24 protein-coding genes are annotated in these 26,040 nt (G+C 45.1%); 14 read left to right on the top strand and 10 right to left on the bottom strand.

The genetic code is table 11. The features are described from left to right. Positions 1-349: 349 nt before the first annotated feature. The 4 genes from ypfJ to AC3EBE_RS23825 all read left to right on the top strand — a co-directional run bounded on the left by ypfJ (position 350) and on the right by AC3EBE_RS23825 (position 2,811). On the top strand, positions 350-1,195 hold the full coding sequence (ypfJ, locus tag AC3EBE_RS23840) for a KPN_02809 family neutral zinc metallopeptidase (RefSeq protein WP_488597516.1): 846 nt from the start codon (positions 350-352) through the stop codon (positions 1,193-1,195). A gap of 161 nt (positions 1,196-1,356) precedes the next feature. Beyond that, entirely contained in the window at positions 1,357-1,854 is a 498-nt protein-coding gene (locus tag AC3EBE_RS23835) for a cupin domain-containing protein (protein ID WP_488597515.1), read from the top strand. 214 nt (positions 1,855-2,068) lie between these two features. Then, positions 2,069-2,416, top strand: a complete 348-nt coding sequence (locus AC3EBE_RS23830) for a DsrE/DsrF/DrsH-like family protein (RefSeq protein ID WP_488597514.1) — start codon at positions 2,069-2,071, stop codon at positions 2,414-2,416. A 14-nt stretch (positions 2,417-2,430) separates the two neighbouring features. After that, positions 2,431-2,811 (top strand): peroxiredoxin family protein, encoded by a 381-nt coding sequence (locus AC3EBE_RS23825; RefSeq protein ID WP_488597513.1) that lies wholly within the window; start codon positions 2,431-2,433, stop codon positions 2,809-2,811. 107 nt (positions 2,812-2,918) lie between these two features. Here the strand turns inward: AC3EBE_RS23825 and AC3EBE_RS23820 are convergent, their stop codons facing one another. Continuing rightward, on the bottom strand, positions 2,919-4,163 hold the full coding sequence (locus AC3EBE_RS23820) for a GGDEF domain-containing protein (protein WP_488597512.1): 1,245 nt from the start codon (positions 4,161-4,163) through the stop codon (positions 2,919-2,921). A 285-nt stretch (positions 4,164-4,448) separates the two neighbouring features. Here AC3EBE_RS23820 and AC3EBE_RS23815 point away from each other — a divergent pair, with 285 nt between their 5' ends. Continuing rightward, a complete protein-coding gene (locus AC3EBE_RS23815; protein WP_488597511.1) occupies positions 4,449-5,324 on the top strand; it encodes an SGNH/GDSL hydrolase family protein in 876 nt (291 codons plus the stop codon). 37 nt (positions 5,325-5,361) lie between these two features. On the opposite strand, the gene AC3EBE_RS23810 is transcribed toward AC3EBE_RS23815, so the two are convergent. From AC3EBE_RS23810 to AC3EBE_RS23800, 3 genes are read right to left on the bottom strand one after another with little or no spacing between them, the layout of a single operon-like run. After that, entirely contained in the window at positions 5,362-5,730 is a 369-nt protein-coding gene (locus AC3EBE_RS23810) for a VOC family protein (RefSeq protein WP_488597510.1), read from the bottom strand. 9 nt (positions 5,731-5,739) lie between these two features. Further along, positions 5,740-6,282 carry an alpha/beta fold hydrolase gene (locus tag AC3EBE_RS23805; RefSeq protein WP_488597524.1) on the bottom strand — a complete coding sequence of 181 codons (543 nt, stop codon included), beginning with the start codon at positions 6,280-6,282 and terminating at the stop codon, positions 5,740-5,742. Positions 6,283-6,294: 12 nt separating this feature from the next. Continuing rightward, the gene (locus AC3EBE_RS23800) at positions 6,295-6,615 is read right to left on the bottom strand and encodes a hypothetical protein (RefSeq protein ID WP_488597509.1); all 321 of its coding nucleotides are present in this window, start codon (positions 6,613-6,615) and stop codon (positions 6,295-6,297) included. 135 nt (positions 6,616-6,750) lie between these two features. On the opposite strand from AC3EBE_RS23800, the gene AC3EBE_RS23795 reads away from it, so the two are divergent. The 4 genes from AC3EBE_RS23795 to AC3EBE_RS23780 all read left to right on the top strand — a co-directional run bounded on the left by AC3EBE_RS23795 (position 6,751) and on the right by AC3EBE_RS23780 (position 12,116). Further along, entirely contained in the window at positions 6,751-7,215 is a 465-nt protein-coding gene (locus tag AC3EBE_RS23795; RefSeq protein WP_488597508.1) for an HAD family hydrolase, read from the top strand. Positions 7,216-7,448: 233 nt separating this feature from the next. Beyond that, positions 7,449-8,141 carry a response regulator transcription factor gene (locus AC3EBE_RS23790; protein WP_488597507.1) on the top strand — a complete coding sequence of 231 codons (693 nt, stop codon included), beginning with the start codon at positions 7,449-7,451 and terminating at the stop codon, positions 8,139-8,141. Continuing rightward, positions 8,119-10,347, top strand: coding sequence for a histidine kinase dimerization/phospho-acceptor domain-containing protein (locus AC3EBE_RS23785; RefSeq protein ID WP_488597506.1), 2,229 nt, complete (start codon positions 8,119-8,121; stop codon positions 10,345-10,347). Before AC3EBE_RS23790 ends, AC3EBE_RS23785 begins: the two co-directional genes overlap by 23 nt. A 563-nt stretch (positions 10,348-10,910) precedes the next feature. Next, positions 10,911-12,116, top strand: coding sequence for an MFS transporter (locus AC3EBE_RS23780; protein WP_488597505.1), 1,206 nt, complete (start codon positions 10,911-10,913; stop codon positions 12,114-12,116). 149 nt (positions 12,117-12,265) lie between these two features. On the opposite strand, the gene AC3EBE_RS23775 is transcribed toward AC3EBE_RS23780, so the two are convergent. Together AC3EBE_RS23775 and AC3EBE_RS23770 are read right to left on the bottom strand one after the other, a co-directional pair. Continuing rightward, positions 12,266-13,624 (bottom strand): IS1182 family transposase, encoded by a 1,359-nt coding sequence (locus tag AC3EBE_RS23775; RefSeq protein ID WP_488597504.1) that lies wholly within the window; start codon positions 13,622-13,624, stop codon positions 12,266-12,268. A 318-nt stretch (positions 13,625-13,942) separates the two neighbouring features. Then, a complete protein-coding gene (locus AC3EBE_RS23770) occupies positions 13,943-14,311 on the bottom strand; it encodes a cytochrome-c oxidase (protein WP_488597503.1) in 369 nt (122 codons plus the stop codon). Between the two features lie 263 nt (positions 14,312-14,574). Between AC3EBE_RS23770 and AC3EBE_RS23765 the strand changes: the two genes are divergently transcribed. Then, entirely contained in the window at positions 14,575-16,866 is a 2,292-nt protein-coding gene (locus tag AC3EBE_RS23765; RefSeq protein WP_488597502.1) for a glycoside hydrolase family 65 protein, read from the top strand. Between the two features lie 405 nt (positions 16,867-17,271). Next, positions 17,272-17,940 carry a beta-phosphoglucomutase gene (gene pgmB, locus AC3EBE_RS23760; RefSeq protein ID WP_488597501.1) on the top strand — a complete coding sequence of 223 codons (669 nt, stop codon included), beginning with the start codon at positions 17,272-17,274 and terminating at the stop codon, positions 17,938-17,940. Positions 17,941-18,109: 169 nt separating this feature from the next. Here the strand turns inward: pgmB and AC3EBE_RS23755 are convergent, their stop codons facing one another. Continuing rightward, on the bottom strand, positions 18,110-18,634 hold the full coding sequence (locus tag AC3EBE_RS23755; protein WP_488597500.1) for a YhcN/YlaJ family sporulation lipoprotein: 525 nt from the start codon (positions 18,632-18,634) through the stop codon (positions 18,110-18,112). 597 nt (positions 18,635-19,231) lie between these two features. After that, complete coding sequence (locus AC3EBE_RS23750; RefSeq protein WP_488597499.1) at positions 19,232-20,299, bottom strand: hypothetical protein; 1,068 nt, start codon at positions 20,297-20,299, stop codon at positions 19,232-19,234. Positions 20,300-20,520: 221 nt separating this feature from the next. Between AC3EBE_RS23750 and AC3EBE_RS23745 the strand changes: the two genes are divergently transcribed. After that, the gene (locus tag AC3EBE_RS23745) at positions 20,521-21,423 is read left to right on the top strand and encodes an NAD(P)/FAD-dependent oxidoreductase (protein WP_488597498.1); all 903 of its coding nucleotides are present in this window, start codon (positions 20,521-20,523) and stop codon (positions 21,421-21,423) included. Between the two features lie 148 nt (positions 21,424-21,571). Here the strand turns inward: AC3EBE_RS23745 and AC3EBE_RS23740 are convergent, their stop codons facing one another. Then, positions 21,572-23,107, bottom strand: coding sequence for an FAD-dependent oxidoreductase (locus tag AC3EBE_RS23740; RefSeq protein WP_488597497.1), 1,536 nt, complete (start codon positions 23,105-23,107; stop codon positions 21,572-21,574). Positions 23,108-23,300: 193 nt separating this feature from the next. Between AC3EBE_RS23740 and AC3EBE_RS23735 the strand changes: the two genes are divergently transcribed. After that, on the top strand, positions 23,301-24,644 hold the full coding sequence (locus tag AC3EBE_RS23735) for a UDP-glucose dehydrogenase family protein (RefSeq protein WP_488597496.1): 1,344 nt from the start codon (positions 23,301-23,303) through the stop codon (positions 24,642-24,644). Between the two features lie 60 nt (positions 24,645-24,704). Next, positions 24,705-25,181 (top strand): Cys-tRNA(Pro) deacylase, encoded by a 477-nt coding sequence (gene ybaK, locus AC3EBE_RS23730; protein WP_488597495.1) that lies wholly within the window; start codon positions 24,705-24,707, stop codon positions 25,179-25,181. Positions 25,182-25,332: 151 nt separating this feature from the next. Here ybaK and AC3EBE_RS23725 read toward each other — a convergent pair whose 3' ends face one another. Continuing rightward, complete coding sequence (locus AC3EBE_RS23725) at positions 25,333-26,037, bottom strand: hypothetical protein (RefSeq protein ID WP_488597494.1); 705 nt, start codon at positions 26,035-26,037, stop codon at positions 25,333-25,335. Positions 26,038-26,040 lie beyond the last annotated feature (3 nt).

The raw sequence follows: 26,040 nt of genomic DNA, 5'->3' as shown, positions 1-26,040 counted from the left end.
GGCCATTTTACCCCGCAGGAGCAAAGCGACGAGGAGGCTCACCGCACGCCCCAAGAAAAATTTGCTCTTGAAAAAGCCGGCAATTGGGCTTTTTCATAATTTTTCAGAGGAAAGCGAAGCGCCTGGAACGGAAATCAACAGACTTGTTAAGCAGAGCCAATTGTTTGCTATCTTCCTAATTTTGTATGCTTGATTATTAAAATGAACGGGTAACGTTTATATTAAAACTTTACAGGCAAGCAAAATATCCAGAGTCATACTTAATTAAATCCTGTAATTGCGGGTATACCACTAAAGAATTAATAAATCAGTTAACTAGTTGCTTACTATAATTCAGGGAGGAAACAGCATGCAATGGAAAGGCAGAAGGGCGAGCAGTAATGTTGAAGACAGGAGAGGCATGGGCGGGGGCGGCCTGATGATGGGCGGCGGCCTGGGCGGTATCATCCTCCTCGTGATCATGACATTCCTTGGCGGAGGTGACCTTGGGGATGTAGTCAATAATATGGGCGGTCAGGGACAATCGCCAGCACCATATCAGGAAACGAAGCAAGAAGAGGAGCTGGCTCAATTTGTTTCTGTTGTTTTAGCAGATACAGAAGAAGTGTGGTCAGAGGTTTTTAAAGAAGAAGGGATGGTCTACACAGAACCGACTCTTGTCTTGTATTCAGGAAGTGTACAGTCAGCCTGTGGCGTTGCGGGATCACAGGTAGGCCCGTTCTATTGTCCGGGAGACCAAAAGCTATATATTGATTTGAGCTTCTATGATGAGCTGCAAAGGAAATTCCAGGCGCCAGGCGATTTTGCGATGGCATATGTTGTTGCCCATGAAGTAGGACACCATGTCCAGACTTTATTAGGTACTTCAGATAAGCTTAATTCAATGCGAGGAAAACTCGATAAGACAGAATTCAATAAATACCAGGTCCGATTTGAGCTTCAGGCTGACTATTTAGCCGGAGTATGGGCGCATCATGCACAGGGGATGGGAGTAGTCGAGGAAGGCGATCTTGAGGAAGCATTGAATGCAGCAAGTGCTGTTGGCGATGATACCATCCAGAAACGCACACAGGGCTATGTCGTGCCAGAAAGCTTTACGCACGGAACCTCTGAACAAAGGAAAAGCTGGTTCTATAAAGGGTACGAAGCTGGAAACCTGAAAGAGGGAGATACGTTTAACACGCGAGGATTTTAGGTACAGTTAACCATGGGCCTTTTTAGTCCAGGCCATCGGCATTTCTTTAAAAAATGGATGGTCAGGTCCAAAGAGCATGACCTTGGACGTAACTTAGAGGAAAAAATGTTCAGCCACAGCTGGACAAGTTAACCCAGGTTATTGAAAGGAGCAGATGCTACATGGGAACTCAAGTAAGATCATTTTTTCTGAACGATGCAGGTGACATTCCGAACAATGCTGATTTGCCAGTCATTGTTTATGAAGGAGTCTTTGCTGACAATCTGAATATGGAAACCCAGTTTAAGCAGCATAACTGGACTGGCACATGGAGTGGAGATGTGTATGATTACCATCATTATCATACCAATACACATGAGGTGTTAGGAGTTAAGTCCGGGCAGGCGACCGTGCTGATTGGCGGGGACAGCGGCGAGCGGCTCGAGCTAAAAGCAGGCGATGTAGTAGTTCTCCCAGCAGGCACTGGACATAAGAAAATTGAAAGCAGTGCAGACTTTGCTGTTGTCGGAGCTTATCCCGATGGAAGCAAGCCGGACTTGAAAGAAAAAGACCCTGGCGCACGGGCACAGGCAAAAGCGCAAATCAAAAATGTACCGGTGCCACAGACTGACCCTGTATATGGTGACAGCGGACCGCTGCTCGAAAAATGGGTAAAGTAAAGCTCAGATAGAATAGCAGGCTGATATGGATACACAATCCATGTCGCCTGTTTTTTTTTGGACTGGACTGCAGAAATAACATCCACCAAAAATAAAATAGTTTTTAAAAATACCTATATGGGTATATAATGATAGTGAAAAGGATTCAAATTCTATGATGCTTTGGGCAAACTAAGTGGCTGTATGGAAGAAAAGAGCGAAAGAAGGGAAGGAAATGGCGGATAAGAAACTGGTTTATTTTGTTTCATTAAGCTCAAATGTTCCTTATGTCCTGAAAGATGCGCTGAAAAAGGCGGAGGAAGGCAGTGAGATTTCCATCTTTTTTGATCTTGATGGTGCCCGCGTGCTGGATAAACGCTATCTAAAAATCATGGAACGAACTCATAACATGGATTTAGCCAGAATGATGAGAAAACTCATGGAAATGGGCATCAAGTTCTTTGGCTGCCAGATGAATGTCCTGATCGCGGATGGGCTGGAACTGGTGGAAGGTGCGCAGTTAGCAGGAGTGGCGACATTTTTGGATACAGCCTATGATGCTGATGCAGTGTTAAGCTATTAAGGGGGGCTATACTGATGGCAAACAAAAAAGTTGTAGTAATGGCGCTTCATGATGAACTTGAGTCAGCATATCCGCCATTGAATATTGCGGTTGGTGCAGCTTCATCCGGTGCAGATGTGATCCTCGCCTTCGCGCGGAAAGGCGTCCATATCCTTGATAAAAGATATGTATCAGTTCCATCAGAGGACCTGGAGTATTTATCTAACGCCATAAATGATTTCGGTGTATCGTCTGTCCATGAGCTGCTGGATATAGCTGTGGAAATGGGTGTCCAGCTCTACGCTGTCGATCTGGATATAAAAGATACGTTCGAATTTTTGCACCCAGCAGAGCAGGTTCCGATCAAATGGGTCCTTAATGAAGCTGCATCTGCGGATTTGTTTATGCATTTTTAAATGTTGATGATAATGAAACAAAAAGCCTGAAGACATCTATGATTTTCATAGAGTTTGTCTCCAGGCTTAAACAGTGGCTTTCCCACTCTGTGTAAGAAATGAATGTTTCATCCTATCTGTTTCGACAGGTCATTTTTGCATGTGACCTTGTTCTTGCCATGTTCCTTGGACTGCAGGAGCAGCTGGTCTGCGTAAATATAGCCTTTTTCCATTGAAGTATAAGGGTTGACCGTGAAGAAATACAGTCCAAATGAAGAGGTGACCGATATGGAATGCATATCGGATTTGTATTCTACCTCTACTGAGCTGGCTTCAATCCCCTGGCGGATCTGTTCCACTAAATCAATGGTCTCCCCAAACGTCCGATTCCTGAAAATAAGCGTGAATTCTTCACCGCCGCTGCGGAATAGGTAATCCCCCTCAGCCAGATACGAATTTAAGGTCAGGGCAAAATGCTGGATGACCTTGTCCCCGACAGCGTGATTATAGGAGTCATTGATCCGCTTGAATTTATCAATATCTGTCACGACAATGGCGATGCGTTCACCAGATTGATTGAGTTCCGCCATTTTCAAATCCATGTAAGCGCGGTTTGGAATTCCTGTCAGGAAGTCTGTATAGGCCATTTGCTCGAATTTGTCCCGCTCGATCCGATCCTGGATGCTTTGCGATTTCGAATGGAATGAACGGCTGACAAGGTAATTCAGGATAAATAAACCGAACATCATCTCCCACTGCTGTTCCTGAAGGAATAACAGCAGAAAGCCGTTAGTGAATGCTGTTTTTCCCAGATCAAGGATATTATTGCTTTCCCTGAAAAATTGGAGAGCTTCTTTAACACTCTTTATTTCACCAGAAATATAAAAAGCAGCCGACAAGAAGGTGTAAGAAATAACCATTGTCAATACTGCGAGGATGCTCATTAAAATCCAGAACCCAAAAGGTATGCCTTCAAATATAGGATAGGCGAGTTTATATAAATAGTATCCAGTCGAGTAAATCAGGACATGGGCGCCGATATTGTAAAAGGTATCCCAAAATTCCTCTTCATCTGCTGTTTTTGATTGCTTTCTCATCACGAAAACAGAAACACGGTAAATAGCCTCAAAAATGAACAAGCCTAAAGGACCTGCAAAAATACCGAACGACAGGCTGTAGCTGATCCCGTAATCAAATTTGATTGTCCCATTTTTCGCCGTAATCCTGAGATGGTTATAAAGAATGGAGAACAGCCAATAAATCGATAATGCAATCAGGAACGTGTTTTGTTCCGTAAAAAAGGTACCTAAACCAAAAGCCACGGCAATAGATGCGAAAAACAGTACAAAATTATAAATCCTAGCTTCCAGCATAGGCATAATTACCCCTTTCCCAATCCCTACCATATAATATTATCCTAAGTATATTACTAGTTGCAAAATAAATTTTTTGATTTATTTAAATTTTTGTGCCATTTGATTTGTCTGCTGCGTATCATAAATGTCTAGAATGGGTGTAAGGAAGGAAAGAAAATTTTTTCGGGTAAGGAAATATTGCATTTAAAGGAAAAAGATATAAGAATGTCGAATAATATAATAAATATATTCATAATTTTAAATTAATTATTTTTAATATAAAAAGACAGAGAGGGGTCGTATATGGATCTATTGTTAGGAATAACTGTTGTCTTTTTGTTGCTTGTGCTGGCCGGCGTGATTCTATATTCTCAACGGAAAAATAAACTGAATCAGCTTCCAGCCAATAATCCAAAGTCCTTCCTGGAAAGCGGCATGAGAGAAGATGGGAAAAAACTAGTGGCAGTCATAGGCGGAGACCTCGTCCATGGTAATATCAGCTACAATTTTGTTGAAGATGCAGCAAGACGGAAGGGCTGCCTTGATTATCAATTCATCAATGATGGAGTCAATGGGAGCACATCATTTGATGTCCTGGAGCGGCTTGATGATGTGATTGCGTGCAACCCTGATTTCGCTGTCATTTTGGTTGGGATGAATGATGCATCCTTCAAAATTGCACCGGATATTGCCAGGCGAAAACAGAATGGCCAGGGATATTCGGAAAAACCATCCATATTGGCTTATGAGAGGAATTTGGCAGAGATTGTGAGCAGGCTGAAAACAGAAACAGGTGCAAAAATCGCTTTGCTTTCTCTTCCTGTCGCAGGTGAAAATTTATTTTCCAAGGCCAATAAGGAGATTGACCAATACAACGAGGTCATCAAAAAACTTGCTGAAATGAGCAATGTCTCCTATTTGCCATTCAATGAAAAACTGAAGGCATTCCTCAAAGGCAAAGGGAATACGAGAGGGCGCTCCTTGCCAAACAGCTCAAAGCTGTACGAACAGGCAGTCATCCAGCATTTTGTGTTTGGACATAGCCTTGACCGGATTGCTCATCGAAATGGCTTTTTATTGCTGACAGATGGCATGCATTTGAACAGTACTGCGGGAATGATGGCCGCGCACCAGATTGAGCTGTTTTTGAAAAAGAACGAGCTTAAGGCAATTCAATAGAAAAGGATACTGGCAGCTGCGCAGTATCCTTTTTGCATTATGCCTGGACTTCGCTTATGAATGCATGGGTATTGCCTTCTGGGTCCTTGAAGAAAGTCATCCACGTTTCAGTCTGTCCGATTTTCGCGACGACATGCGGTTCATCCAGGAAGGTGATGTCAGCAGCCAGCTCTTCATATTTCCCCTTTATATCTTTCACTTGAAAATAAATGACGGAGCTTGCGTTTCCATATTCCTCTTTTTCCGGGAGGCTTAGGAGAAGCCTGACTCCATTGCAATCGAAAAAAGCCATTGAATCCGTGTTGAACAATAACGGAAGTCCTAATTGATCCTTATAAAAGGAAATAGCTCTTTCGATATCCTTCACTGGGACTCCAATTTGGCCGATTTTTTGTATTGAATTCATGTCATCCTCCTAAAAATAATTTTTTGCCAGAAAGGTACTAATATCCGCTTTGATCTTTTTCACATATTCATCAGAGGGAAAATGTCCCATTCGATAGCTTTTAAATTCCAGTTGATCACCGAAAAGTCCTGCTGCTTTTTGGGAAATGTTTTTTTCCGGAAAAAATACATCTTCCGTTCCTGAAATAATTAACGTCGGAGCGTTATAGCCCGCCAATTCCGTTGCTGTCGTCAGCTTTGGCATATCCTGCTCTAGGACCGTATGCCTGAAAATGCTGCCGATGATATTTTCGTCGATAGTAGACATGCTGTTGTTGGACATGATATTAGCGATTTGCCTTAAGCTTTTTGCAGATCCGTTCATTTTATAAAACAGAAGCGGAAGAAGGATTTGCTTCACCATATTAAGCTTCGAGCCTAAACTGATCCCAGCCGGAGCCACAAGTACGGCGCAGTCTATTTTTTCAGGCTGATAGGCTGCAAGTCTTAAAAGAATGCCAGCTCCATAGGATGGCCCAATGAACGCGCATTTTTCAATCCCGTAGTGGGTCATCAAATCTTCAATCTACTCTGCAAAACTATGGTCGGAGGCGGAAATCCTGGTTTCATCACTGTACCCGGGATGGCCGATGGTGTCCGGAGCATAAACCTTGTAATCTTTTAACAGGCCCTTGAACCATGATAAGGTCACTGGATTGATGCAATTGCCGCCCTGAAAAATGAAAACCGGCCTGCCATCCGCTTTTCCCATTTTCAATACATGCGTATTTCCGTACCTGGTTTGGACATACTCCCGGTCAATCGGCAAGTCAAAAAGAGTAAGATAATGTTCATATTGATCCAGAATTTCTTTTTTGCCAGCACTAGATTTATATATTGTTTTCATTGGATCACTGCTCCTGGATATAAATGCAACTCGTTCTGATATAGTAATACTTTATGACTAGATGAATCTCCTTTAATTTTTTCTCCTTGGCTGATGTGTATAATAGCAATGAATGTAATTTATAGGAGGCGCCACATGCTGAAGTTGGACATACCAGGGAGAAAAGAGCTTGAAATACAACATCTAATCTTGGACTTTAACGGGACCATCGCCTTGGACGGAGTTTTGGTACCGGGTGTAACGGAGAGGATTGAGGTGCTTAGTCAGAGTCTGGAGATTCACGTTATTACCGCGGACACCAATGGAAGTGTCACAGGCCAGTGCAGCAGCTTGCCGGTTTCAATTAAAATCCTTGAAACCGGAAACCATACGGAGGAAAAGGGAGAGTTTGCCGAAGCTCTGGGTAATGCTGTCTGTATCGGGAATGGGGCTAACGATGAAGCAATGTTCGAAGCATCTGAACTTGCGATAGCCGTGGTTGGAAGCGAAGGCTGTATGACTCAAACTCTCTTGAAAAGCGATCTTATCGTCCAAAATATCAACGATGCTTTCGATTTATTGCTAAAACCTAACCGGTTGATCGCGACATTGCGGAAATAGAAGGATTTTTCAGAAACAAGAAAAAGACGCACCCTGCCGAGGTGGGTCTTTTTGCGTTACTGCTTGTCTAAAATACTTTTTCGCACAGTCCATAGAAAAATATATAATAGTGCTACACACCACTTTTTCCATTATTAAGAAAATCTTAAGATTTATCCTCGGTGAATGTTAAGGTTCACTGTCTAGAATAATCACTATCAAAGCATGTCTTTGTCTGAAAGGGGGGTATTGGAGTGGAGCAATACAATGTGCTAGTGGTCGACGATGAAAAAGAAATACGCGACGCGATCGAAATTTATTTGAAGAATGAAGGAATCACGGTCATCAAGGCGGCAGACGGGATTGAAGCAATCGAAAAGCTGAATGAGCAGCCGGTCCATCTCATCATACTGGATGTGATGATGCCACGCCAGGATGGGATTACGACAACGTTCCGGATTCGGGAGGATAAAAACATCCCGATCATTATCCTGAGCGCCAAGAGTGAAGATACGGACAAAATCCTTGGGCTGCAGGTCGGAGCGGATGATTATGTGACGAAGCCGTTCAATCCGCTTGAACTGATTGCCAGGGTAAAATCGCAGCTCAGACGATATGTGACGCTTGGTACATATGAAGGGAAGACGAAGCTGCTCGATCTGAATGGGCTGACACTCGATCAATCATCAAAAGAGGTCACTGCCCACGGCGAGCCCGTGAAGCTGACGCCAATTGAGTACAAGATCTTCGAGCTGCTGATGACGAATGCCGGCAGAGTGTTTTCCATCAACGATATCTATGAACGCGTCTGGAAGGAACCGAGCTACAATGCCGAAAATACTGTAGCCGTCCATATCCGGAAAATCCGTGAAAAAATAGAAATCGATCCGAAGAATCCGAGATTTTTGAAGGTGGTGTGGGGCATTGGGTATAAAATCGAAAAGTAAGTATGGAATCGTCATCTGGCTGCTTCTGGCAGCATTCGGACTTAGCGGACTGTTCTCAGCCTTGACGAATGGCAGCCAGTTTTTACAGGGTGATTACTTCGAATCAGAAGAATACAGCTCCCAGATGAATCGTTTTGTCAGTTTGCTGCAAGTCTTTGAACTTAATAGCATGACTAAAGAAGAAATGAAAAAGCAAATTACTGTTTCAGATGCAGAAATAGAAGAGCATCGGACGCGATATGGGAATCTTGGCGACCAGATTTCCAATATCGGCATGCAGTATGATCAGCAAATCCAGGATGCAAAGGACAGCGGTAATAAAGCGGTTGAAACAGCCCTTACGAAGGAAAGGGATTCGAAAATTGCCGATATAACCGAAAACTTCAACAATGATGAACATGTACGCGCCAAAGTTGTGAAGGAAAAAGAAAAGCGCATTGATGAATTTTACCAGGAGCTGGAGCAGTATCGACAGCAATTCCGGAATTACGAGCGTGCATATAAATATTACTTGAAGAACGATGATACGGGAAAGGTTTTCACCAACCTGAATATTAAAGATGGAGATTCTGTTTCGGACTACTTGAACAGTAAAGAAATGTACTATGTTCAGGATTACAGTGAGATCCAGGATTTTAATGGCTACACAGGAAACTATGAGGGGCTCGTGTCTTACAATGAGGTCGCAGATACAATTCTTATGAATCAGGATCGTAATTTTACAGGAAAGATTGGGCTATCTAAAGCTGCTCCGGCAAACCTTCAGGCCATCCAGGACTACCGGTATTTCCAGAAGCGCCAGGTGCTTTTCATCGGCTTTATGATTGCCAGTATGGGCGCGCTGATTGCTGCGTATGTGATTGCGAGGCGTAAACCAGCCGTTGTGTTTGGCTCATTTGAAAATTTCAGGCCGTTATACGCCAAAGTTCCACTGGATATAAGAGCAGGCATCCTGCTGGCAACGGGCGGTTTCCTATTGCTGTCAATGACCTTGGTCAGTGAGCAGTTTGTCTATTATCATTCTGACGTATTCTCTTCGCTGATAGAGCTGATTTTCAGCCTGGCATTTGGAGCAGCATTGCTCGGCTTTGGCTTGATGCAGCTGAAATCAATCGCTGATTACCGTAATGATGAACAGCAGCTTAGGGATGATTTTAAGAAAAGCCTTGTTTTTAAAGCATATCAGGCGATACTGGATGCCTTCCTGATCAGGAGTATCGGTATTCAGCTGATCGTGCTGCTCGCATTTGTATTTGGGCTTGGCATGATTGCAGCCGCTGTTTTGGTTGAACCAGGTTTCATTGTCATTTTTGGCCTTGCTTTCATTTTCATTGGGCTGCCGCTTCTTATCATCATCATGAAAAAGGCTGGCCAATTTAACAGGATCATGCTGAATACCGAAGAGCTTGCAGCCGGTAATATGGGCACAGACCTTGCTGTAAAAGGAAAATCGGTTTTCGCCAAACATGCAGCAAACATCAATACATTGCGGAACGCTGTGAAGGTCTCACACAGGGAACAGGTGAAAAGCGAGCGGCTGAAGACCGAACTGATCACCAATGTCAGCCATGATCTCAGGACACCGCTGACATCGATCATCACTTATACAGAACTGTTGAAGACACCGGATCTGGCGCCAGAAGACCGTGATTCCTATATCGAAATCCTTGACCGGAAATCAAAGCGCCTTAAGGTCTTGATCGATGATTTATTCGAGGCGACCAAGATGGCAAGCGGCAACATCGAACTTAAGAAGGATAAGGTCGACATCATCCAGCTCCTGCAGCAGGCATTGGCCGAGCACAATGAAGCGCTGAGCCAATCATCGCTCCAGCTGCGCCTGACACAGCCGGACCACCCTGTATATGCATTCGTCGATGGCCAGAAACTGTGGCGAGTGTTTGATAACCTGATCGGAAACATCCTCAAGTACTCACTTGAGAATACTAGAGTCTATATTTCGGTAAAAGCAGAGCTCGACCAGGTTGTGCTGACGTTTAAAAATGTGACCAAATATGAACTCGGCGAGGATTTGGATGAATTGTTCGAGCGCTTCAAACGTGGTGACCAGTCCCGCCATACTGATGGCTCCGGCCTCGGTTTGGCAATCGCCAAATCGATCGTGGATTTGCACGAAGGCTCACTCGACATCGAAGTCGATGGCGATTTGTTCAAGGTGACCGTTATTTTGGATAGGATAAGTTGATATTTTCGATCCCTTGCACATATGCAGGGGGTTTTTTATGGAGCAGCATGGGTTGTGAGATGTTACGGGCTGAAACGGAGAGGATTTTGGCGTTATCTGAAATATATTAGTGAATAATGGTTGGATATTAGCAAAATCACAAAAAAATTTGCGGAAGCAGCCTTGTTTTTTGCAAAAACTAATATTCAGGTACCAAAGGATCAGCGAAATTGCACCGTAGAGGTCAAATTATCAAATAGAGACAGCGTAAATCGTCCAGAATCAGGTGCGTGAAAATTATATCGACGAAAATGCCCCAGATATCGACGGAAAAACAAATATATCGACGAAAACGCCACCGATATCGACGAAAAAAAGAATATATCGACGAAATTCACCAACTTATCGACGAATTGGAAATTATCGAGGAAAATTTCCAGCCCTCAGCATCTTCAACTCCAAAAAAATATATCATGACTCCTGTAAAGACAAGTGTTACTATAAAGTAGTTCAAGCAAGTTAATGTTAAAATTATCAAATTTAGGGAAACTACTTGTATCGTTGAATTGTAGCAGGAGGATTATATGAAAAAAACTCAGGAAATTTCAAAGAAAAAGCTGCTGGGGATTTCAGGTCTGGGCTGGATGTTCGATGCGATGGATGTTGGGATTCTTTCCTTCATCATCGCAGCATTGAAGGTGGACTGGGATCTGTCTGTCCAGGAAATGGGCTGGATTGGCAGCGTGAATTCAATCGGCATGGCTGCCGGTGCGCTGATTTTCGGTTTGCTTGCTGACAGGATTGGCCGGAAGAATGTCTTTATCATTACATTGTTGCTATTCTCGGTCGGAAGCGGGGTTTCCGCGATGGCTACGACCCTGTGGTTCTTTTTGCTGATGCGTTTCTTCATTGGGATGGGGCTCGGAGGGGAGCTGCCCGTGGCCTCGACGCTTGTTTCAGAAAGTGTGCCTGCTGAAAAGCGCGGGCGTGTGGTCGTCCTTCTGGAGAGCTTCTGGGCAGGGGGCTGGCTGATTGCGGCATTGATCTCCTATTTCGTCATTCCAAAGTACGGCTGGCAAATGGCCTTGATTTTGAGTGCGCTGCCAGCACTTTATGCTTTGTATCTACGTGTCAACCTGCCGGATTCGCCGCGCTTCCTTGCGGTCAAGAAGAAGGAGCGGCTGACTGTCAAGGAAAGCATTGCCGAAGTCTGGTCGAGGGAACATGTAAAGAAAACGGCGATGCTCTGGATTCTTTGGTTCAGCGTCGTATTTTCCTATTACGGCATGTTCCTCTGGCTGCCGAGTGTCATGGTCATGAAGGGTTTCACGCTGATCAAGAGCTTCCAGTATGTGCTGATCATGACGCTGGCGCAGCTGCCGGGTTATTTTACCGCCGCGTGGCTTATTGAAAAAGCGGGCCGGAAATTTGTCCTGATTGTCTATCTCATTGGAACAGCACTCAGCGCGTATTTCTTCGGCACTGCGGACACGCTGGCATTGCTGATTACGGCAGGAGTCCTGTTGTCCTTCTTTAATCTGGGGGCATGGGGGGCGCTTTATGCCTACACACCAGAACAATATCCAACAACGATTCGCGGCTCAGGTGCCGGTATGGCTGCATCGTTCGGCCGGATTGGCGGAATCCTTGGGCCTTTGATGGTGCCTTACCTATCCGCCCAAGGCCTTTCCATTACTGCCATCTTTACGATTTTCTGCGTATCGATTCTTATCGGTGCAGTCGCCGTCTGGCTTTGGGGCACTGAAACGAAGCAGACGGAATTGGCTTAGAGCACTCTATCCAAAACATAAAAAAGTTCGCCTGGGATATCCAGGCGAATCAGTTTGTAGACAAAAGGGGTTCGGAATGGTCTCATTCCGAACCCCTTTTTGGATTTTATCGGATTTTTCAAAGGAAACAGACTCCCTTTGCTATACTTTTAGGCCATTTCTGGACTTCTCCATGTCCAGTTGGCCATCTTCTTCAAATTCAAGGCAGCGAAAGTAAGCATCGCCTGCATCGACAATTTTTTAAGTCCCCTCAGGGTTGTCCAACGCATGCCATGCTTTTCTTTTGCATCTGCGAATACACGCTCAATGGTTTCCTTGCGCTTCGCATAGATTTGTTTTACTTCTGGTTTGTGCCTTAAGTGATCTGCCTCTTCCACATACTCTTGCCAGATATGGCGTGTTACCACCTTTTGGTGGTCTTTGCTTTCTGTGCATTGCGCTAAAAACGGGCAAGTGACACAGATTTGTTTAGGGGATTTATATTCACGATATCCCTCTTTCGTTGTGGTCGAATACTTCAGGACCTCACCCGCAGGACACAAGTAACAGTCGTAGAATTCGTCATATACATATTCATATTTACGGAAGAATCCGTCCTTCGTTCGTGGTCGGGTATATGGCAAAGCCGGGACCATTTCGTTTTCCATTAGAAACTTCGTAATAGCTGGAGTTTTATAGGCTGCGTCGGCCGCGACGGCATTAGGCTTTCCAACTTTCTCTATCACTTGTTCTACCAGTGGCTCAAGGATCAGGCTGTCATGCGTATTGCCAGGTGTCACAATTGTCCCTAGGACAAATCCATTACGGTCTGATGCCGCATGAAAGGAATAGGCAAACTGTTTTGTCCGTTCATCTTTGACGTAGTATCCACTCTCAGGATCGGTTGTGCTTTCCTTGATTTCCTTCGTTTCCTCCTTCTCGAACTTATCGGGAGGAAAAGGTTTTTTCCCGTGATCTTCTCGATCCTGATTGATCTCTTCCTGGAGTTTCTCTTGATACGCCCGTGTTTCCTTTCGCACCACTTTCTTCTCGAATTTATGCTTATTCGCACTTGCTTTTACATGGGTTGAATCAATAAAGACATGTTCAGCACTAATAAGTTTCTTATCCGCTGCGGTCTTAAGAATTCGATAGAAAATCTGTTCAAACAAATCGGTGTCTTTAAAACGGCGTTCGTAATTCTTCCCGAAGGTGGAGAAATGGGGAACTTTATCATGGAATCCATACCCCAAAAACCAGCGGTAGGCCATGTTGGTTTCTACTTCGGCAATAGTCTGGCGCATGGAACGGATGCCAAAGGTATATTGAATGAAACTTAGCTTAATAAGAATTACAGGGTCAATGCTTGGGCGACCTACTTCGGAATACACATCCTTCACCAGTTCATAGATGAAAGAAAAATCAAGGGCTGCTTCCATCTTACGGACTAAATGGTCCTGAGGAACCAGCTGGTCTAAAGCGACCATCTCTATTTGGTCTCGTTGGATTGGATTGTTTTTCGAAAGCATCTTCATCACCTCAAGCGTTATATGTATCTATTTTAAAAGAGACTTATGGTTAGTTCCACACTAAGTTGAAGAATCCTGTTGATTGGAGTGGAAGGCGCGTAGACTCCTGCGGGATCAGACGGACAGGTGAGACCCCGCAGGCGCCAGCGGCGACGAGGAGGCTCAGCGCCGGCCCCGCGGAAAGCGAAGCGCCTGGAACGGAAATCAACAGCCCCATTCCAGCACAAACCAAAAAAACTGTAGACAAGCTCGATTTCCATCGAGTTTGTCTACAGTCTGGTTCGCCTGGGATATCCAGGCGAATTTTTTTGGCTTAATTTAAGCTTTCACATGCTTGAACACATTAACAGCAAACAAAATGCCGCCGAGTACAACGACCAGCGATCCGACAACTGCCAGAACCGTGAATCCGCCGTTATTTGTGAGCATGACTAATGAAATCCCGCCCTGCATCACCGGCACGCCGAGATTATGCAGCCAGAAGTGGATCTTCGCCAGTTTGCTGCTGCCTGCTGCCGGAAATAAATGATAGATGGTTCCGAACAGGGCCATCGATACCCAGCCAAGCAGGTTTAAGTGGGCATGCACTGAGGACAGTGAGAAATTATGCGTGATCCCCATAATAATACCTAGAATAATAGCAATAACAAAATAAACTGCCGCAATCTTAAAAAATCTGATGCTCAATGTTTTTCCTCCTTTCTTTATAGTTCTTTTAGATTATATAAGAATTCTGAAAAAATATAACATTTTTACCATAAAAATAGTGCTTATTCTGGTAAAAAAACTTGGAAGCTGGAGAACAGGACTATTCTCCTGGAATGCAATAGTAGAATAATGATAAGTTCAGGATGACACAAAAATATCATCTTTGGATTTATCAATTTTACGGAAATTCATGATATAATAGTGCAAACGTTTGTACAACTTTTTAAAGGGTGATAAATGCGATGAAAAGATTATTTGGAATCGATAGCTGGAAAATCATCGAAACTGAACTGCATAAAGAAGATTTCCGTCTTGCTGAAAGCATCATGAGCCTTGGAAACGGCCATATGGGCATGCGTGGAAACTTTGAAGAAACCTATTCTGGAGATTTCCACCGCGGCTCATATATAGCGGGTGTATGGTTCCCGGACAAGACTCGTGTTGGCTGGTGGAAGAACGGCTACCCGCATTATTTTGGAAAGGTAATCAACTCTACAAATTTTATTGGCATAAAAGTGTTTGTTGATGGCGAAGAGCTTGATCTTCATAAAGCAGATGTGAAGGAATACTACCGCGAGCTTGATATGCAGCATGGTGTCTTGACAAGGAAATTCACTGTCATCCAAAACGGCAAGGAAACAGAAGTGGAAGCGGTCAGATTCCTATCGGTTGCTGAACAAGAGCTTGCTGCGATCCGTTATTCAGTGACTGCCAAAAACTATAATGGAAACGTTACCTTTGTTCCTTATCTGGATGGCGACGTACGCAATGAGGACTCCAATTATGATGAGGACTTCTGGTATGAAGTGAGCAGGGATGCTGCAGAACAAAAAGGCAGCCTTGTCATGAAGACGAAGGACAACCCATTCGGTACGCCAACCTTCCAGGTAGGCACAACTATGCAAACGATTGTCGAAGGTGAGACTGTAAGTGTATCTGTAAATGAAAAAGAAGAATATGTGGAAAATGTGATTGAAGTGAAGGCAGATCAGGGTAAAACTGTAACCCTTTACAAATATGTCGCAGTGACAACTGACCGGGATTATGAGGCAGAAGAGCTTATTGCGAAGGGGCAGGAAGTCCTTGCACGCTCTGTTGAAAAAGGGTTTGAACAGCTTCTTGATGAGCACAGAAATGGCTGGCTGAGCCGCTGGGAAATCGCCGATGTTGAAATATCTGGCGACGACTCTGCACAGCAGGGAATCCGTTTCAACCTATTCCAGTTATTCTCGACTTATTATGGCGAAGATTCTCGTCTCAATATCGGTCCAAAAGGATTTACAGGTGAAAAATACGGCGGCGCTACTTACTGGGATACAGAGGCTTACGCCATTCCGCTATACCTTTCAACTGCTGAATCAGAGGTTGCCCGCAACCTGCTGATCTACCGCCACAACCAGCTGGATGGTGCCTACCACAATGCGAAGCAGCAGGGACTGAAGGGTGCACTGTATCCAATGGTTACTTTTACAGGCGTCGAGTGCCACAATGAGTGGGAAATCACGTTTGAAGAAATCCACCGTAACGGCGCAATTGCCTATGCGATCTATAACTATGTGAACTACACTGGAGATAAGAATTATCTGCATGAATATGGAATCGATGTGCTTGCCGGGATTTCCCGCTTCTGGGCAGACCGAGTGCATTTCAGCAAGGCAAAGAACGTCTATATGATTCACGGTGTGACAGGTCCTAACGAGTACGAAAACAATGTGAACAACAACTGGTACACAAACCGTATTGCTGTATGGACGCTCCGCTATACGCTGGAAGTGATTGATTTCTTGAAGCAAAACGGCCATGAAGACCGTCTTGCGGGCCTTGAATTCTCTGATGAAGAGCTTGCGAAGTGGCAGGACATCATCGACAGAATGTACTTCCCGTACGATGAAGAAAGAGAAGTATTCGTTCAGCACGATACATTCCTTGATAAAGATCTGAAGACAGTCGATGAGCTGGCAGCGGAAGACCGCCCGATCAACCAGAACTGGTCATGGGATAAAATCCTTCGCAGCTGCTTCATCAAGCAGGCGGATGTGCTGCAGGGCTTATACTTCTTCAACCATGAGTTCACACAAGAAGAGAAACGTCGCAACTTCGAATTCTATGAGCCAATGACGGTCCATGAGTCTTCCTTGTCTCCAAGTATCCACGCTGTACTTGCAGCAGAGCTTGGCATGGAGGAGAAGGCATACGAAATGTACAACCGCACGGCGCGCCTTGACCTTGATAACTATAACAACGATACAGAAGACGGCCTGCACATCACGAGCATGACTGGTGCATGGCTCGGAATCGTCCAGGGCTTTGCCGGCATGCGCACAGCAGAGGGCACATTGTCGTTTGCGCCATTCATTCCGCAGGCCTGGAACCAATACAGCTTCAACATCATTTACCGCGGCCACTACATCAAGGTCGAAGTAAACCAGGAAAACGTCGTTCTTTCCCAGCAGGGACCAGAGCTTGCTATGAACCTATATGGTGAGAGCGTTACGATCCCTGAAGATGGCGAGCTTTCTGTAAAATTAAAATAAATACTCTGTTATAGTCTATGTTGAGATTTTAAACACTGTTGATTGTAGTGGAAGGCGCGAAGACTCCTCCGAAAATGCTACCGCATTTCCATCGTGCGTGGGCAACTTCGAAGAAGCCAATTCAAAGTCCTGCGGGCGCAGCTGGACAGATGAGACCCCGGTAGAAATGGCCCAAGAAGAAGGGCCATTTTACCCCGCAGGAGCAAAGCGACGAGGAGGCTCACCGCACGCCCCAAGAAGAATTTGCCCTTGAAAAAGCCGGCAGTTGGGCTTTTTCATAATTCTTCAGAGGAAAGCGAAGCGCCTGGAACGAAAATCAACAGACATGTTTAGCAGAGACATGAAAATAATATCAAGAAGATCTTCGGGTACCCGAAGGTCTTTCTAATGAAAAGGGGTTAAACGATGACAAGACCGCTTAAAGCCTTCATTTTTGATCTTGATGGTGTCATTACCGATACAGCTGAATACCACTTTTTAGCGTGGAAGGCACTTGCAGAGGATTTGGGCATTACCTTTACGCGTGAGGACAACGAGGAGCTTAAGGGTGTATCCCGCATGGATTCTCTTGAAAAAATCCTTGCGATTGGCGGCAGGGAGAATGATTTTTCCGCAGAAGAAAAGGATGCCCTTGCAGATAAGAAGAATGACCATTATTTAACCTTGATCCAGAACATCACTCCAGAGGATCTGCTGCCTGCAATCAAGGAATTGATTAATGCTATTAAGGCAAACGGGCTGAAGCTTGGCCTCGCGTCCGCAAGCAAAAATGCGTTCACGGTCATGGAGTCGCTTGGCATGAAAGAGGAGTTCGATATCATTGTGGATGCGAAGACAGTAGCGAACGGCAAGCCTCATCCGGAGGTATTCCTTCGTGCGGCAGAGATGCTTGGAGTAGAGCCGGAAGCATGCATCGGCGTTGAAGATGCGGCAGCAGGCGTCCAGGCAATCAAAGCTGCTGGCATGTACGCTGTCGCAGTAGGACCGAGGGAAAGCTTTGAGAACGCTGACCTTGTATACGCAAGCACAGCTGAGCTTTCATTTGAACAAATCGTGAAAGAATATAATGCATAATGGTTCTGGCCAGATAAAGGTCGTTTTTTGAAGTTAAAAAATTAATATAGCTTTTCACGATAGTAATTTGAACTCAACGAAAAATGCTTGGAGCATGCTCCAAGCATTTTTTTTAAGATAAGCGGCCGTTTAACACCCGGCACCAATTTGCCAATGAATTTAAATATTTTTATCTCGCTGTTGGAAATACTCTTTGTACCATTTCGCTAAATTCATCGTACAAGCCACGAATCGGCTCTCCATTTTGGATTTTATTACCGTAATCGCTCATGCGGTCAACAAAATCAGGGTTGCTTGAAACATAGACATTATCAATGCTTTTATCAGTGGATTTAACCTTATCAGAAATTTTATCCTCAAGGTCTTTTCTAACATTGCCTGTTTGGTCATCGTTTAAAACAACCGCAACATAAGCTGTGCTGTCTGTAACAATCACATGTGCTCTTTTTACTTCATTTAGATCCTCAATCTTGTTTTTAACGTCATCGTGAACTCGCATTTGCACATCATTATTGTCATTGTTATCAAGGTTATCATTAAGAATTCTTGCGCCTCTGGAAGTGTTATCATCATAATTTTGTGTCTTCACATTGTTGTTATCGCTCACATCATCTCTGGCTCCATTGTTCATCGCACAGCCCGTGCTTAAAGCGATTGTTAACAAGACGAATGATAAATTTTTAATAACCTTCATGTTTTTCACTCCTTAAATTTACTTCAATTTTAGAGTTGCCAAACAATCGGTTATTATTCGCATTGTGAAATGAGTTAGAGCACTGACAATTATTCATCTTTAATAGAATCAAAACCGTGCTCTTTAAAGGTGGCTTTATTTTAATACTTTGTTGCTATTCTATATGCTTTTTAAATCTCCTTTTAAATGGTTTTTAAAGAAGGCTTTGCAATAAAAGGCTGTTGATTTCCGTTCCAGGCGCTTCGCTTTCCTCTGAAGAATTATGAAAAAGCCCAACTGCCGGCTTTTTCAAGGGCAAATTCTTCTTGGGGAGTGCGGTGAGCCTCCTCGTCGCTTTGCTCCTGCGGGGTAAAATGGCCCTTCTTCTTGGGCCATTTCTACCGGGGTCTCACCTGTCCCGCTTCATCCCGAAGGAGTCTGCGCGCCTGGAACGAAGAGCAACAGGATCTTAATTCAAAAATGGTGAAAGCAACAATCTTTTGCGAAAACAGCCTTAAAAATAAAAGCAACAGTTCAATTCATATGTGAATTGGACTGCTAATCGGCGTGCTAATTCATTTTGCGACGATACTAAACTGATGCTAAGTTTTTTCCCATTTATTCTTGGTCAACTAATGCTGCCTTTACTTCCTCATAAAATCGCGCAGGTTCGTCAACATTCAGGACAATCCGTGATACCTTCCGTTTCAATCCATACATTAACTGCAGCTCCTGTGGCTCATGAAGAAGGATTTCAAAGGTCGGTTTTTCCGGCATGAAATCAGCAGCACGGGCATCATAGAGGTCTTTTAGCTCCTTGCTGCTGAATTTTTCCGGTCCGTCATAATACTTAATCTCTTTAATCTGGCTTAACGGAAGGTGCATGCTCTTTGAAAAGCCTGTCTGCAGGAGCAAATGGTCTTCTGTCAGCAAATAAGGGCTCAGGCGGGTTGCCTGGATTTCAGCAATGAAGTACAAGATTCCGTAAACGTTGAGGAACAGCAATACATACGCCACGACTTCATTCCAGCCATGCAGGAAATAGTGGAGCCCGATCGATTCAATCGCAACAGCGTGGATCAGCATAAGATTTACTGCCACCGAGCTTGTTTTATGATGATAGGTAAAAGCCTGCCCATGCTCAATGTGGACTTTCTTTTTCCATGAAAAAAGAGCGTAATGGAACAATGAAAACTCCGTCGCGAAAACCAACGCTGGCTTATTGCCTGGCAAATGCTTTTCAATCGCTGTTTTAACATTGAACAGAAAGTAGGAACTTTGCCTGCTTAAGCTTCTGTATTCCGTTAAAAGCTTAGGCAGCCTGATAAGGATTGTATAGGCGATATAAAGCTCGAGCAGCAGGAAGGCGCCTTCCGACACTATCAGCAAATAGGGAAGGAAGGAGTACTCTGCTAAATGCTGCTTTGGGACAATGAAGTAGGCCGCAGCGAAACCTGCCAGGATGACAATGCCCATATACTTAAGTGAGTATCGTTTGCGGATGATCATGAAGTACGTCAACAGAGGCAAGATGATGAGCAAGTCCAGCAATGAACCGAGGACAGCACCATCAGGGACTGGGCCGAACATCGAGGTTCGGTAAAGTGTATAGTTGGCCAGCAGAATCAGAGAGGCTAAAAACATAAAAAGCAGGAACTTTGGTTTCCTTATAACGCCATTTGTCATAATTATCCACCTCAATTACATTATAACGAATTTAATAGTGCAAAAGTAGTATTTATACGTAATGAATTATATTAGTTTTGTTTGTGAATTCGGTGCAGGAAATACAGAACAAGCCACCGCAATTGTACTGAATACCCAAAACACATAATATTTCGGATTACAAAACAGTAATAAGGGAAATATGCTATTATATTTCTTTTTTCGAAGGACGGTGTGACTATATGTACGATTGCCTAATTGTCGGCGGCGGGATTGCAGGGCTTCAGGCTGCAATCCAGCTGGGCCGGTATAATCATAAAACCATGGTGCTGGATTCAGGAGATGGCCGGTCAGCCATCTGCCATAGCTATCACAATATTCTTGGATACCCGGATGGGATCAGCGGTGCTGAATTAAGGGAAACAGGCCGCAAACAGGCGGAGAGATATGGTGTTGAATTTGTGATTGGCAAGGCCGCAAATGCCAGGAAAACGGCCGATGGTTTTGAAATCGAGGCAGACAGCGGCCAAACTTACAAGACTAGGAGATTGCTGCTGGCAACCGGGATAATGGACAGGATCCCGCCATTTCCGGAATTGATGCCGACTCTTGGTATCAGTGTATATGTCTGTCCGGATTGCGATGGGTTTGAAGTGAAGGATAAAACAACGATCGTGATGGGTGCAGGGAATGTCGGCGCGAACATGGCCCTGACGCTAAGTTATTTTTCCAATAAAATTACCTATGTAAACCATGAAGATACAGAAGTTGACGACGAAAAAATGGCTGAGTTAAAGGGAAAAGGCATTAAATATGCTAAAGGGCCGATTGAAAGAGTGTTAGCGGATGGACCTGACTTTAAAGGAGTAGTGCTGTCAAATGGAGAAGAGCTGACGGCAGAGCGGGGCTTCATCGCCTTTGGAGGCAACGAGGTGAAGTCCCAGCTGGCACAGCAGCTTGGGGTTGAACTGCATAAAAACAAACATGTGCTGGTAGATCCGCGGACAAAAATGACCAATGTGGAGCATGTCTGGGCCGCAGGTGATGTCGTTGCGCACTCTGAGCAAGTCACCATTGCAATGGGAGACGGGATGCAGGCCAGCATCTGGATTCATAAGACGCTTTTACCGGAGGGCAAGGGCTGACGATTGGGGATAATCCAAATTGAAATCAATGTATTCCTCGTTGAAGAGGATGTATTCCCTTTTGTTCGCAATTTCCCCCATTTGAATCAATATATTCCCCGTTGGACAAAACGAAAGCCGCCACTCATACCTGAATGGCGGCTTTATTCTATTCAAGGTCTATTTTTGCCAGCGGCAGCTCAGCAGGACCATCAGTGACATCACCTTTATAAGAGAAGCGTGAGCCGTGGCACGGGCAGTCCCATGTGCGATCGCCATTATTCCATTTCAGCTCGCAGCCCATATGGGTACAGGTAGTATCGACGACATGCAGCTGGCCGCTTTCATCGCGATAGGCACCGACCCGTTTGCCGTTCACCGTAATTGCAGCGCCTTCATCGTTGCCGAGGCTTTCAGGTTCTGTTGATGGCTTTTCGAGCTTGCCCTTGATTAGTTCCTTTGCGACAGTGACATTATCGGTGACGAAGGTCGCTATATCAGGCTCAGCATGGAATCTTTGCGGTGAAAATACATCCGTGTACGGGTTATCCTTTTTCAGGACAAGGTCTGACATGAGAATACCGGCATTGATGCCGTTTGTCATGCCCCATTTGCGATAGCCTGTTGCCACAAAAATATTTTCAGTGCTCGAGGAGTACTTGCCCACAAACGGGATTTTATCCAGTGTGGTCGGATCCTGTGCTGACCAGCGGTATGGGATTTCTTTGATTCCGAACGTCTGTGATGCAAAAGCCTCGAGTGCTTCGTAATACTGGTGGGTATTCTCTTCCTGGCCGGTAATATGGCTGTCGCCCCCAAACAGCACGAGACGCTCACCATTGTAATCTGTGTAGCGCAGCGAACGGGTTGGCGTTTCGGCATTGATATACATGCCGCCCGGAAACTCTTTTTCCGTCTTGACTGCGAGCACATAGGACCGGTTGACCTGCATCCGTGAAAAATAAAAGCCTTTTAAGTCATAAAACGGGAAGTGTGAGCTGATAATCATTTGGCTGCAGCGGACCTTATGCCCGTCCCGGACAGTCACGACTGGTTCGGAGCCTTCCTCCATATCGACAGCGGTGGTATTTTCGAAAATCTGGCCGCCCATTTCGGTAAAACGCTCAACGAGATGCTTCAAGAACTTCAACGGATGGAATTGGACCTGGTTGCGCATGACGACCGCGGCCATCGCTTCGACAGGGATCGGCACGCTGGAGACATACTCGCTGCCGAATACGCCAAGCTTTTCATAGGCTTTGAATTCTTTAAGCAATTTTTCCATTTCCTTATCGGAATTCGTATAAAGATAGGCATCCTCCTCTTTGAAGTCACAGTCGACCTGCTGGTCCTTCACGAGGTTTTTCACGAACTGCATCGCATCATAGTTTGCCTGATAATAAAGGCGGGCTTTGTCTTCGCCAAAATGGCTGATCAGCTCATCATAAATCATGCCATGCTGGGCGGTTACCTTTGCAGTTGTATGGCCAGTTGTTCCATTTAAAATGCTGCCGGCCTCAATCACCGCTACCTTGGCGCCTGCTTTTGCGAGCTGATAGGCAGAGGTCAAACCGGTGATACCGGCGCCAACTATAGCTACATCCACCTTCAGGTCCTCCTGCAGCTTAGGGAATGAAGGGAGCTCGACAGATGTGCGCCAGTATGGTTCAGGAAAGCGCGGCAGCCTTGAAGTATTATCGTTCATCGGAAATCCTCCTTAAAATTGTTCATACTAACTAATTTTTCCTATTCCTCAAAAATCATGCTTGTTTCCTTTACCCAGCGAATATCTTTGATAGACAAGTTTTTTCCAAATTGAGCGGAACAAAGAGGGATATGGGCCGGTCATGATAGAATGGATAGATAAAATGATTCCTCAGGATAATCAGGAGGACGATATGGAAATCACAATTGTGGGTGCGGGGTATGTTGGCCTTGTCACCGGGGTTTGCTTTGCGGAAGTTGGATACAATGTCACTTGTTTAGATAAGGATGAAGAAAAAATTAAGGGACTTGCAGCAGGCAAGTGCCCGATTTATGAGCCGGGGCTTGAGGAGCTGCTGCAGAAAAATCTGGAGGCAGGGAGAGTTTCTTTTACCACAGACGTCAAAACAGCGTACCAAAATGCCGAGGTGATCTTCATGGCTGTTGGGACACCTGAAGGCGCAGATGGATCGGCCAATCTCGATTATCTCGAAACGGCGGCAGCGGACGCAGGCACCTGTTTAAACCAGGATGCGGTCATCGTCATTAAAAGCACTGTACCGGTTGGGACAAATGAAAGGGTTGCCGGGATATTAAGAAAACGGCTCCAGCCTGGATTGAAGGTGGATGTCGTCTCGAATCCGGAGTTTCTTCGCGAGGGGTCGGGCATCCTCGATACCTTCCATGCGGACCGCATCGTCATCGGTGCGGATGACTGCGAGGCAGGCGGCAGGGTTGCGAGTATTTATGACCCTTTTGGTGTACCAGTCCTGCAGACGGATTCCCGCAGTGCGGAGCTCATCAAGTATGCATCGAACGCATTTCTGGCGACAAAAATCAGTTTTATCAATGAAATCGCCAATTTGTGTGAACTAACCGGCGCCAATATTGAAGATGTCGCCAGGGGAATGGGCATGGACCAGCGCATTGGCAGCCAGTTCCTGAAGGCCGGAATCGGTTACGGCGGTTCCTGTTTTCCCAAGGATACAAAAGCGCTCGAGAAGCTGTCCGAGGCTTCACAGTATGATTTCAAGATTTTGAAGGCAGCAATGGAGGTAAACAGCAGCCAAAAACAGCAGCTGCTTGTGAGGGCTAAGGAGCTCCTGGGTTCCTTGCAGGGAAAGCGCGCTGCAGTTCTGGGCCTGGCCTTCAAGCCGCATACGGATGATATCAGGGAAGCAGCGGCAATTGGGCTGATAGCACAGCTTCTAGAAGACGGTGCGGATGTATCGGTCTATGATCCAGCAGCTATGAAAAACACAGAAGAAATCTTCGGCACCAGGCTCTATTATGCAGCAGATATCGATGGTGCCATCAAAGGTGCCGATGTCGTGTTCATCATGACAGAATGGCCGCAAATCACAGACTATGAACTGAAGAACTTCCATTTGTACATGCGGGAACCGATTGTTTTTGACGGCAGGAATTGCTTCAGCCGCGAGGAGGCTGAAAAAGCTGGCATCACCTATCTTTCCATTGGCAGGAAGCCTGTGATCCCTGCTTCGGATTCTGAGACTCTTGGGATCGGGAAGGATTGAACACATCAGCAAATTTAAGGTAAAATTATCCTAAGTACCTTCAGTTTAGGAGGAAGCAGGATGGCCAAGGTTAAAACGAATGCAATGAGAATTCTCGATACACAAAAAATCCCTTACGAAATCCATACCTATGATTCAAATGATGGAAAAATAGACGGAGTCGCTGTTGCCGGTAAGATTGGCAAGGACCCTGCACAGGTGTACAAGACACTTGTTGCCGTGGGCGCGAGCAAAAATCTCTATGTTTTTGTCATTCCGGTTGAATCCGAGCTTGATTTGAAAAAGGCGGCAAGGGAAGCTGGCGAAAAAAATATCGAGATGCTGCCGGTAAAGGATATCCAAAAGTTCACTGGCTATATCCGTGGCGGCTGCTCACCTGTCGGCATGAAAAAGAACTACCCAACGTTTTTGGATTCAAGCGCCGAGGCTCTGGATTCCATCATTGTCAGCGCCGGTAAGATCGGGTTCCAGGTCGAGCTGGTGCCGAAAGATCTTCTGGGAGCGGCAAATGGCAAGCTTGCTCAATTGGCGAAATGAGAAAACCACAGCCCCGGGGGTTGTGGTTTTTCGCGTAATATCATAATCTCTTGGCAGCGGATTTACTTTCCTATTCAACCCTATCTGAACAGATAGATTCTACAGGTAAGTAACATGAATCAGAAAACACATTTATAGCTTTCCTTCAAATCTATTGCCGGTCAGCCGCATTGATTTTAATGTCCAGGCTGGCTATTTGAGACTGGTATAGTTCCTCATAACTTTTAGAAGTATCATAGGCTAGTTCTTTTTCAGAGGCGTTCGGTTTTTCCTTGGCGACATCAGCCTTCAGGATTTCATAGATTTGCTGTGTGAGCAATTTTTCCGTGAAAAAACTGTTCAGGCGATTGTTATATGCATCTTCGGGAAAACCCGCCACTAGCGTTTCAGCGGCTTTATTTTTCCCGACCTTGGCTGTGAACTCCCTGACCGCCTCTGCAACTTCATTTCCTTCCGCTTTCAATCCCTTTTCCCTTGCGAGCAGGTACATCGAGTGCTGCTCAATCATTTTTGATAGATTGACATTGAAATTATCGTGGTATTTCAGCTGTTCATCCCAATAGGCAAGCTTATCTGTGAGGTCATCACCCTTAAGGGCCTGTTCATCCTGCTGGCGGTTCAGTTCAATATCAACCTTGTTCATCAGCTGGCAGAATTGCAGGTCCTCATAGGACAGCACCTTGCCATCGATTGTGACAACTTTATCATCTGCAGTAAAACCATCGTCAGCAGTCTCAGCAGGAGATTCCTGTTCTGCCGCTGCCGACTTGTTTTCCTGGACTGGCTGTTTTTCATCCTGCTGGCAGCCGTTAAGAAAAAGGCCGGTCAGCAGCATGGCAATAATCATCTTTTTCATGAT

It is taken from the genome of Mesobacillus sp., from assembly GCF_057785455.1.
Note: the sequence above shows the minus strand (reverse complement) of the source record. Positions and strands in the feature narration are given on the sequence as shown.

Bases quoted from the DNA above. Each gene is read 5' to 3' on its own strand.
- ypfJ (WP_488597516.1), top strand. From the start codon at position 350: ATGCAATGGAAAGGCAGAAGGGCGAGCAGTAATGTTGAAGACAGGAGA.
- AC3EBE_RS23835 (WP_488597515.1), top strand. From the start codon at position 1,357: ATGGGAACTCAAGTAAGATCATTTTTTCTGAACGATGCAGGTGACATT.
- AC3EBE_RS23830 (WP_488597514.1), top strand. From the start codon at position 2,069: ATGGCGGATAAGAAACTGGTTTATTTTGTTTCATTAAGCTCAAATGTT.
- AC3EBE_RS23825 (WP_488597513.1), top strand. From the start codon at position 2,431: ATGGCAAACAAAAAAGTTGTAGTAATGGCGCTTCATGATGAACTTGAG.
- AC3EBE_RS23820 (WP_488597512.1), bottom strand. From the start codon at position 4,163: ATGCTGGAAGCTAGGATTTATAATTTTGTACTGTTTTTCGCATCTATT.
- AC3EBE_RS23815 (WP_488597511.1), top strand. From the start codon at position 4,449: ATGGATCTATTGTTAGGAATAACTGTTGTCTTTTTGTTGCTTGTGCTG.
- AC3EBE_RS23810 (WP_488597510.1), bottom strand. From the start codon at position 5,730: ATGAATTCAATACAAAAAATCGGCCAAATTGGAGTCCCAGTGAAGGAT.
- AC3EBE_RS23805 (WP_488597524.1), bottom strand. From the start codon at position 6,282: ATGACCCACTACGGGATTGAAAAATGCGCGTTCATTGGGCCATCCTAT.
- AC3EBE_RS23800 (WP_488597509.1), bottom strand. From the start codon at position 6,615: ATGAAAACAATATATAAATCTAGTGCTGGCAAAAAAGAAATTCTGGAT.
- AC3EBE_RS23795 (WP_488597508.1), top strand. From the start codon at position 6,751: ATGCTGAAGTTGGACATACCAGGGAGAAAAGAGCTTGAAATACAACAT.
- AC3EBE_RS23780 (WP_488597505.1), top strand. From the start codon at position 10,911: ATGAAAAAAACTCAGGAAATTTCAAAGAAAAAGCTGCTGGGGATTTCA.
- AC3EBE_RS23775 (WP_488597504.1), bottom strand. From the start codon at position 13,624: ATGCTTTCGAAAAACAATCCAATCCAACGAGACCAAATAGAGATGGTC.
- AC3EBE_RS23765 (WP_488597502.1), top strand. From the start codon at position 14,575: ATGAAAAGATTATTTGGAATCGATAGCTGGAAAATCATCGAAACTGAA.
- pgmB (WP_488597501.1), top strand. From the start codon at position 17,272: ATGACAAGACCGCTTAAAGCCTTCATTTTTGATCTTGATGGTGTCATT.
- AC3EBE_RS23755 (WP_488597500.1), bottom strand. From the start codon at position 18,634: ATGAAGGTTATTAAAAATTTATCATTCGTCTTGTTAACAATCGCTTTA.
- AC3EBE_RS23750 (WP_488597499.1), bottom strand. From the start codon at position 20,299: ATGACAAATGGCGTTATAAGGAAACCAAAGTTCCTGCTTTTTATGTTT.
- AC3EBE_RS23745 (WP_488597498.1), top strand. From the start codon at position 20,521: ATGTACGATTGCCTAATTGTCGGCGGCGGGATTGCAGGGCTTCAGGCT.
- AC3EBE_RS23740 (WP_488597497.1), bottom strand. From the start codon at position 23,107: ATGAACGATAATACTTCAAGGCTGCCGCGCTTTCCTGAACCATACTGG.
- AC3EBE_RS23735 (WP_488597496.1), top strand. From the start codon at position 23,301: ATGGAAATCACAATTGTGGGTGCGGGGTATGTTGGCCTTGTCACCGGG.
- ybaK (WP_488597495.1), top strand. From the start codon at position 24,705: ATGGCCAAGGTTAAAACGAATGCAATGAGAATTCTCGATACACAAAAA.
- AC3EBE_RS23725 (WP_488597494.1), bottom strand. From the start codon at position 26,037: ATGAAAAAGATGATTATTGCCATGCTGCTGACCGGCCTTTTTCTTAAC.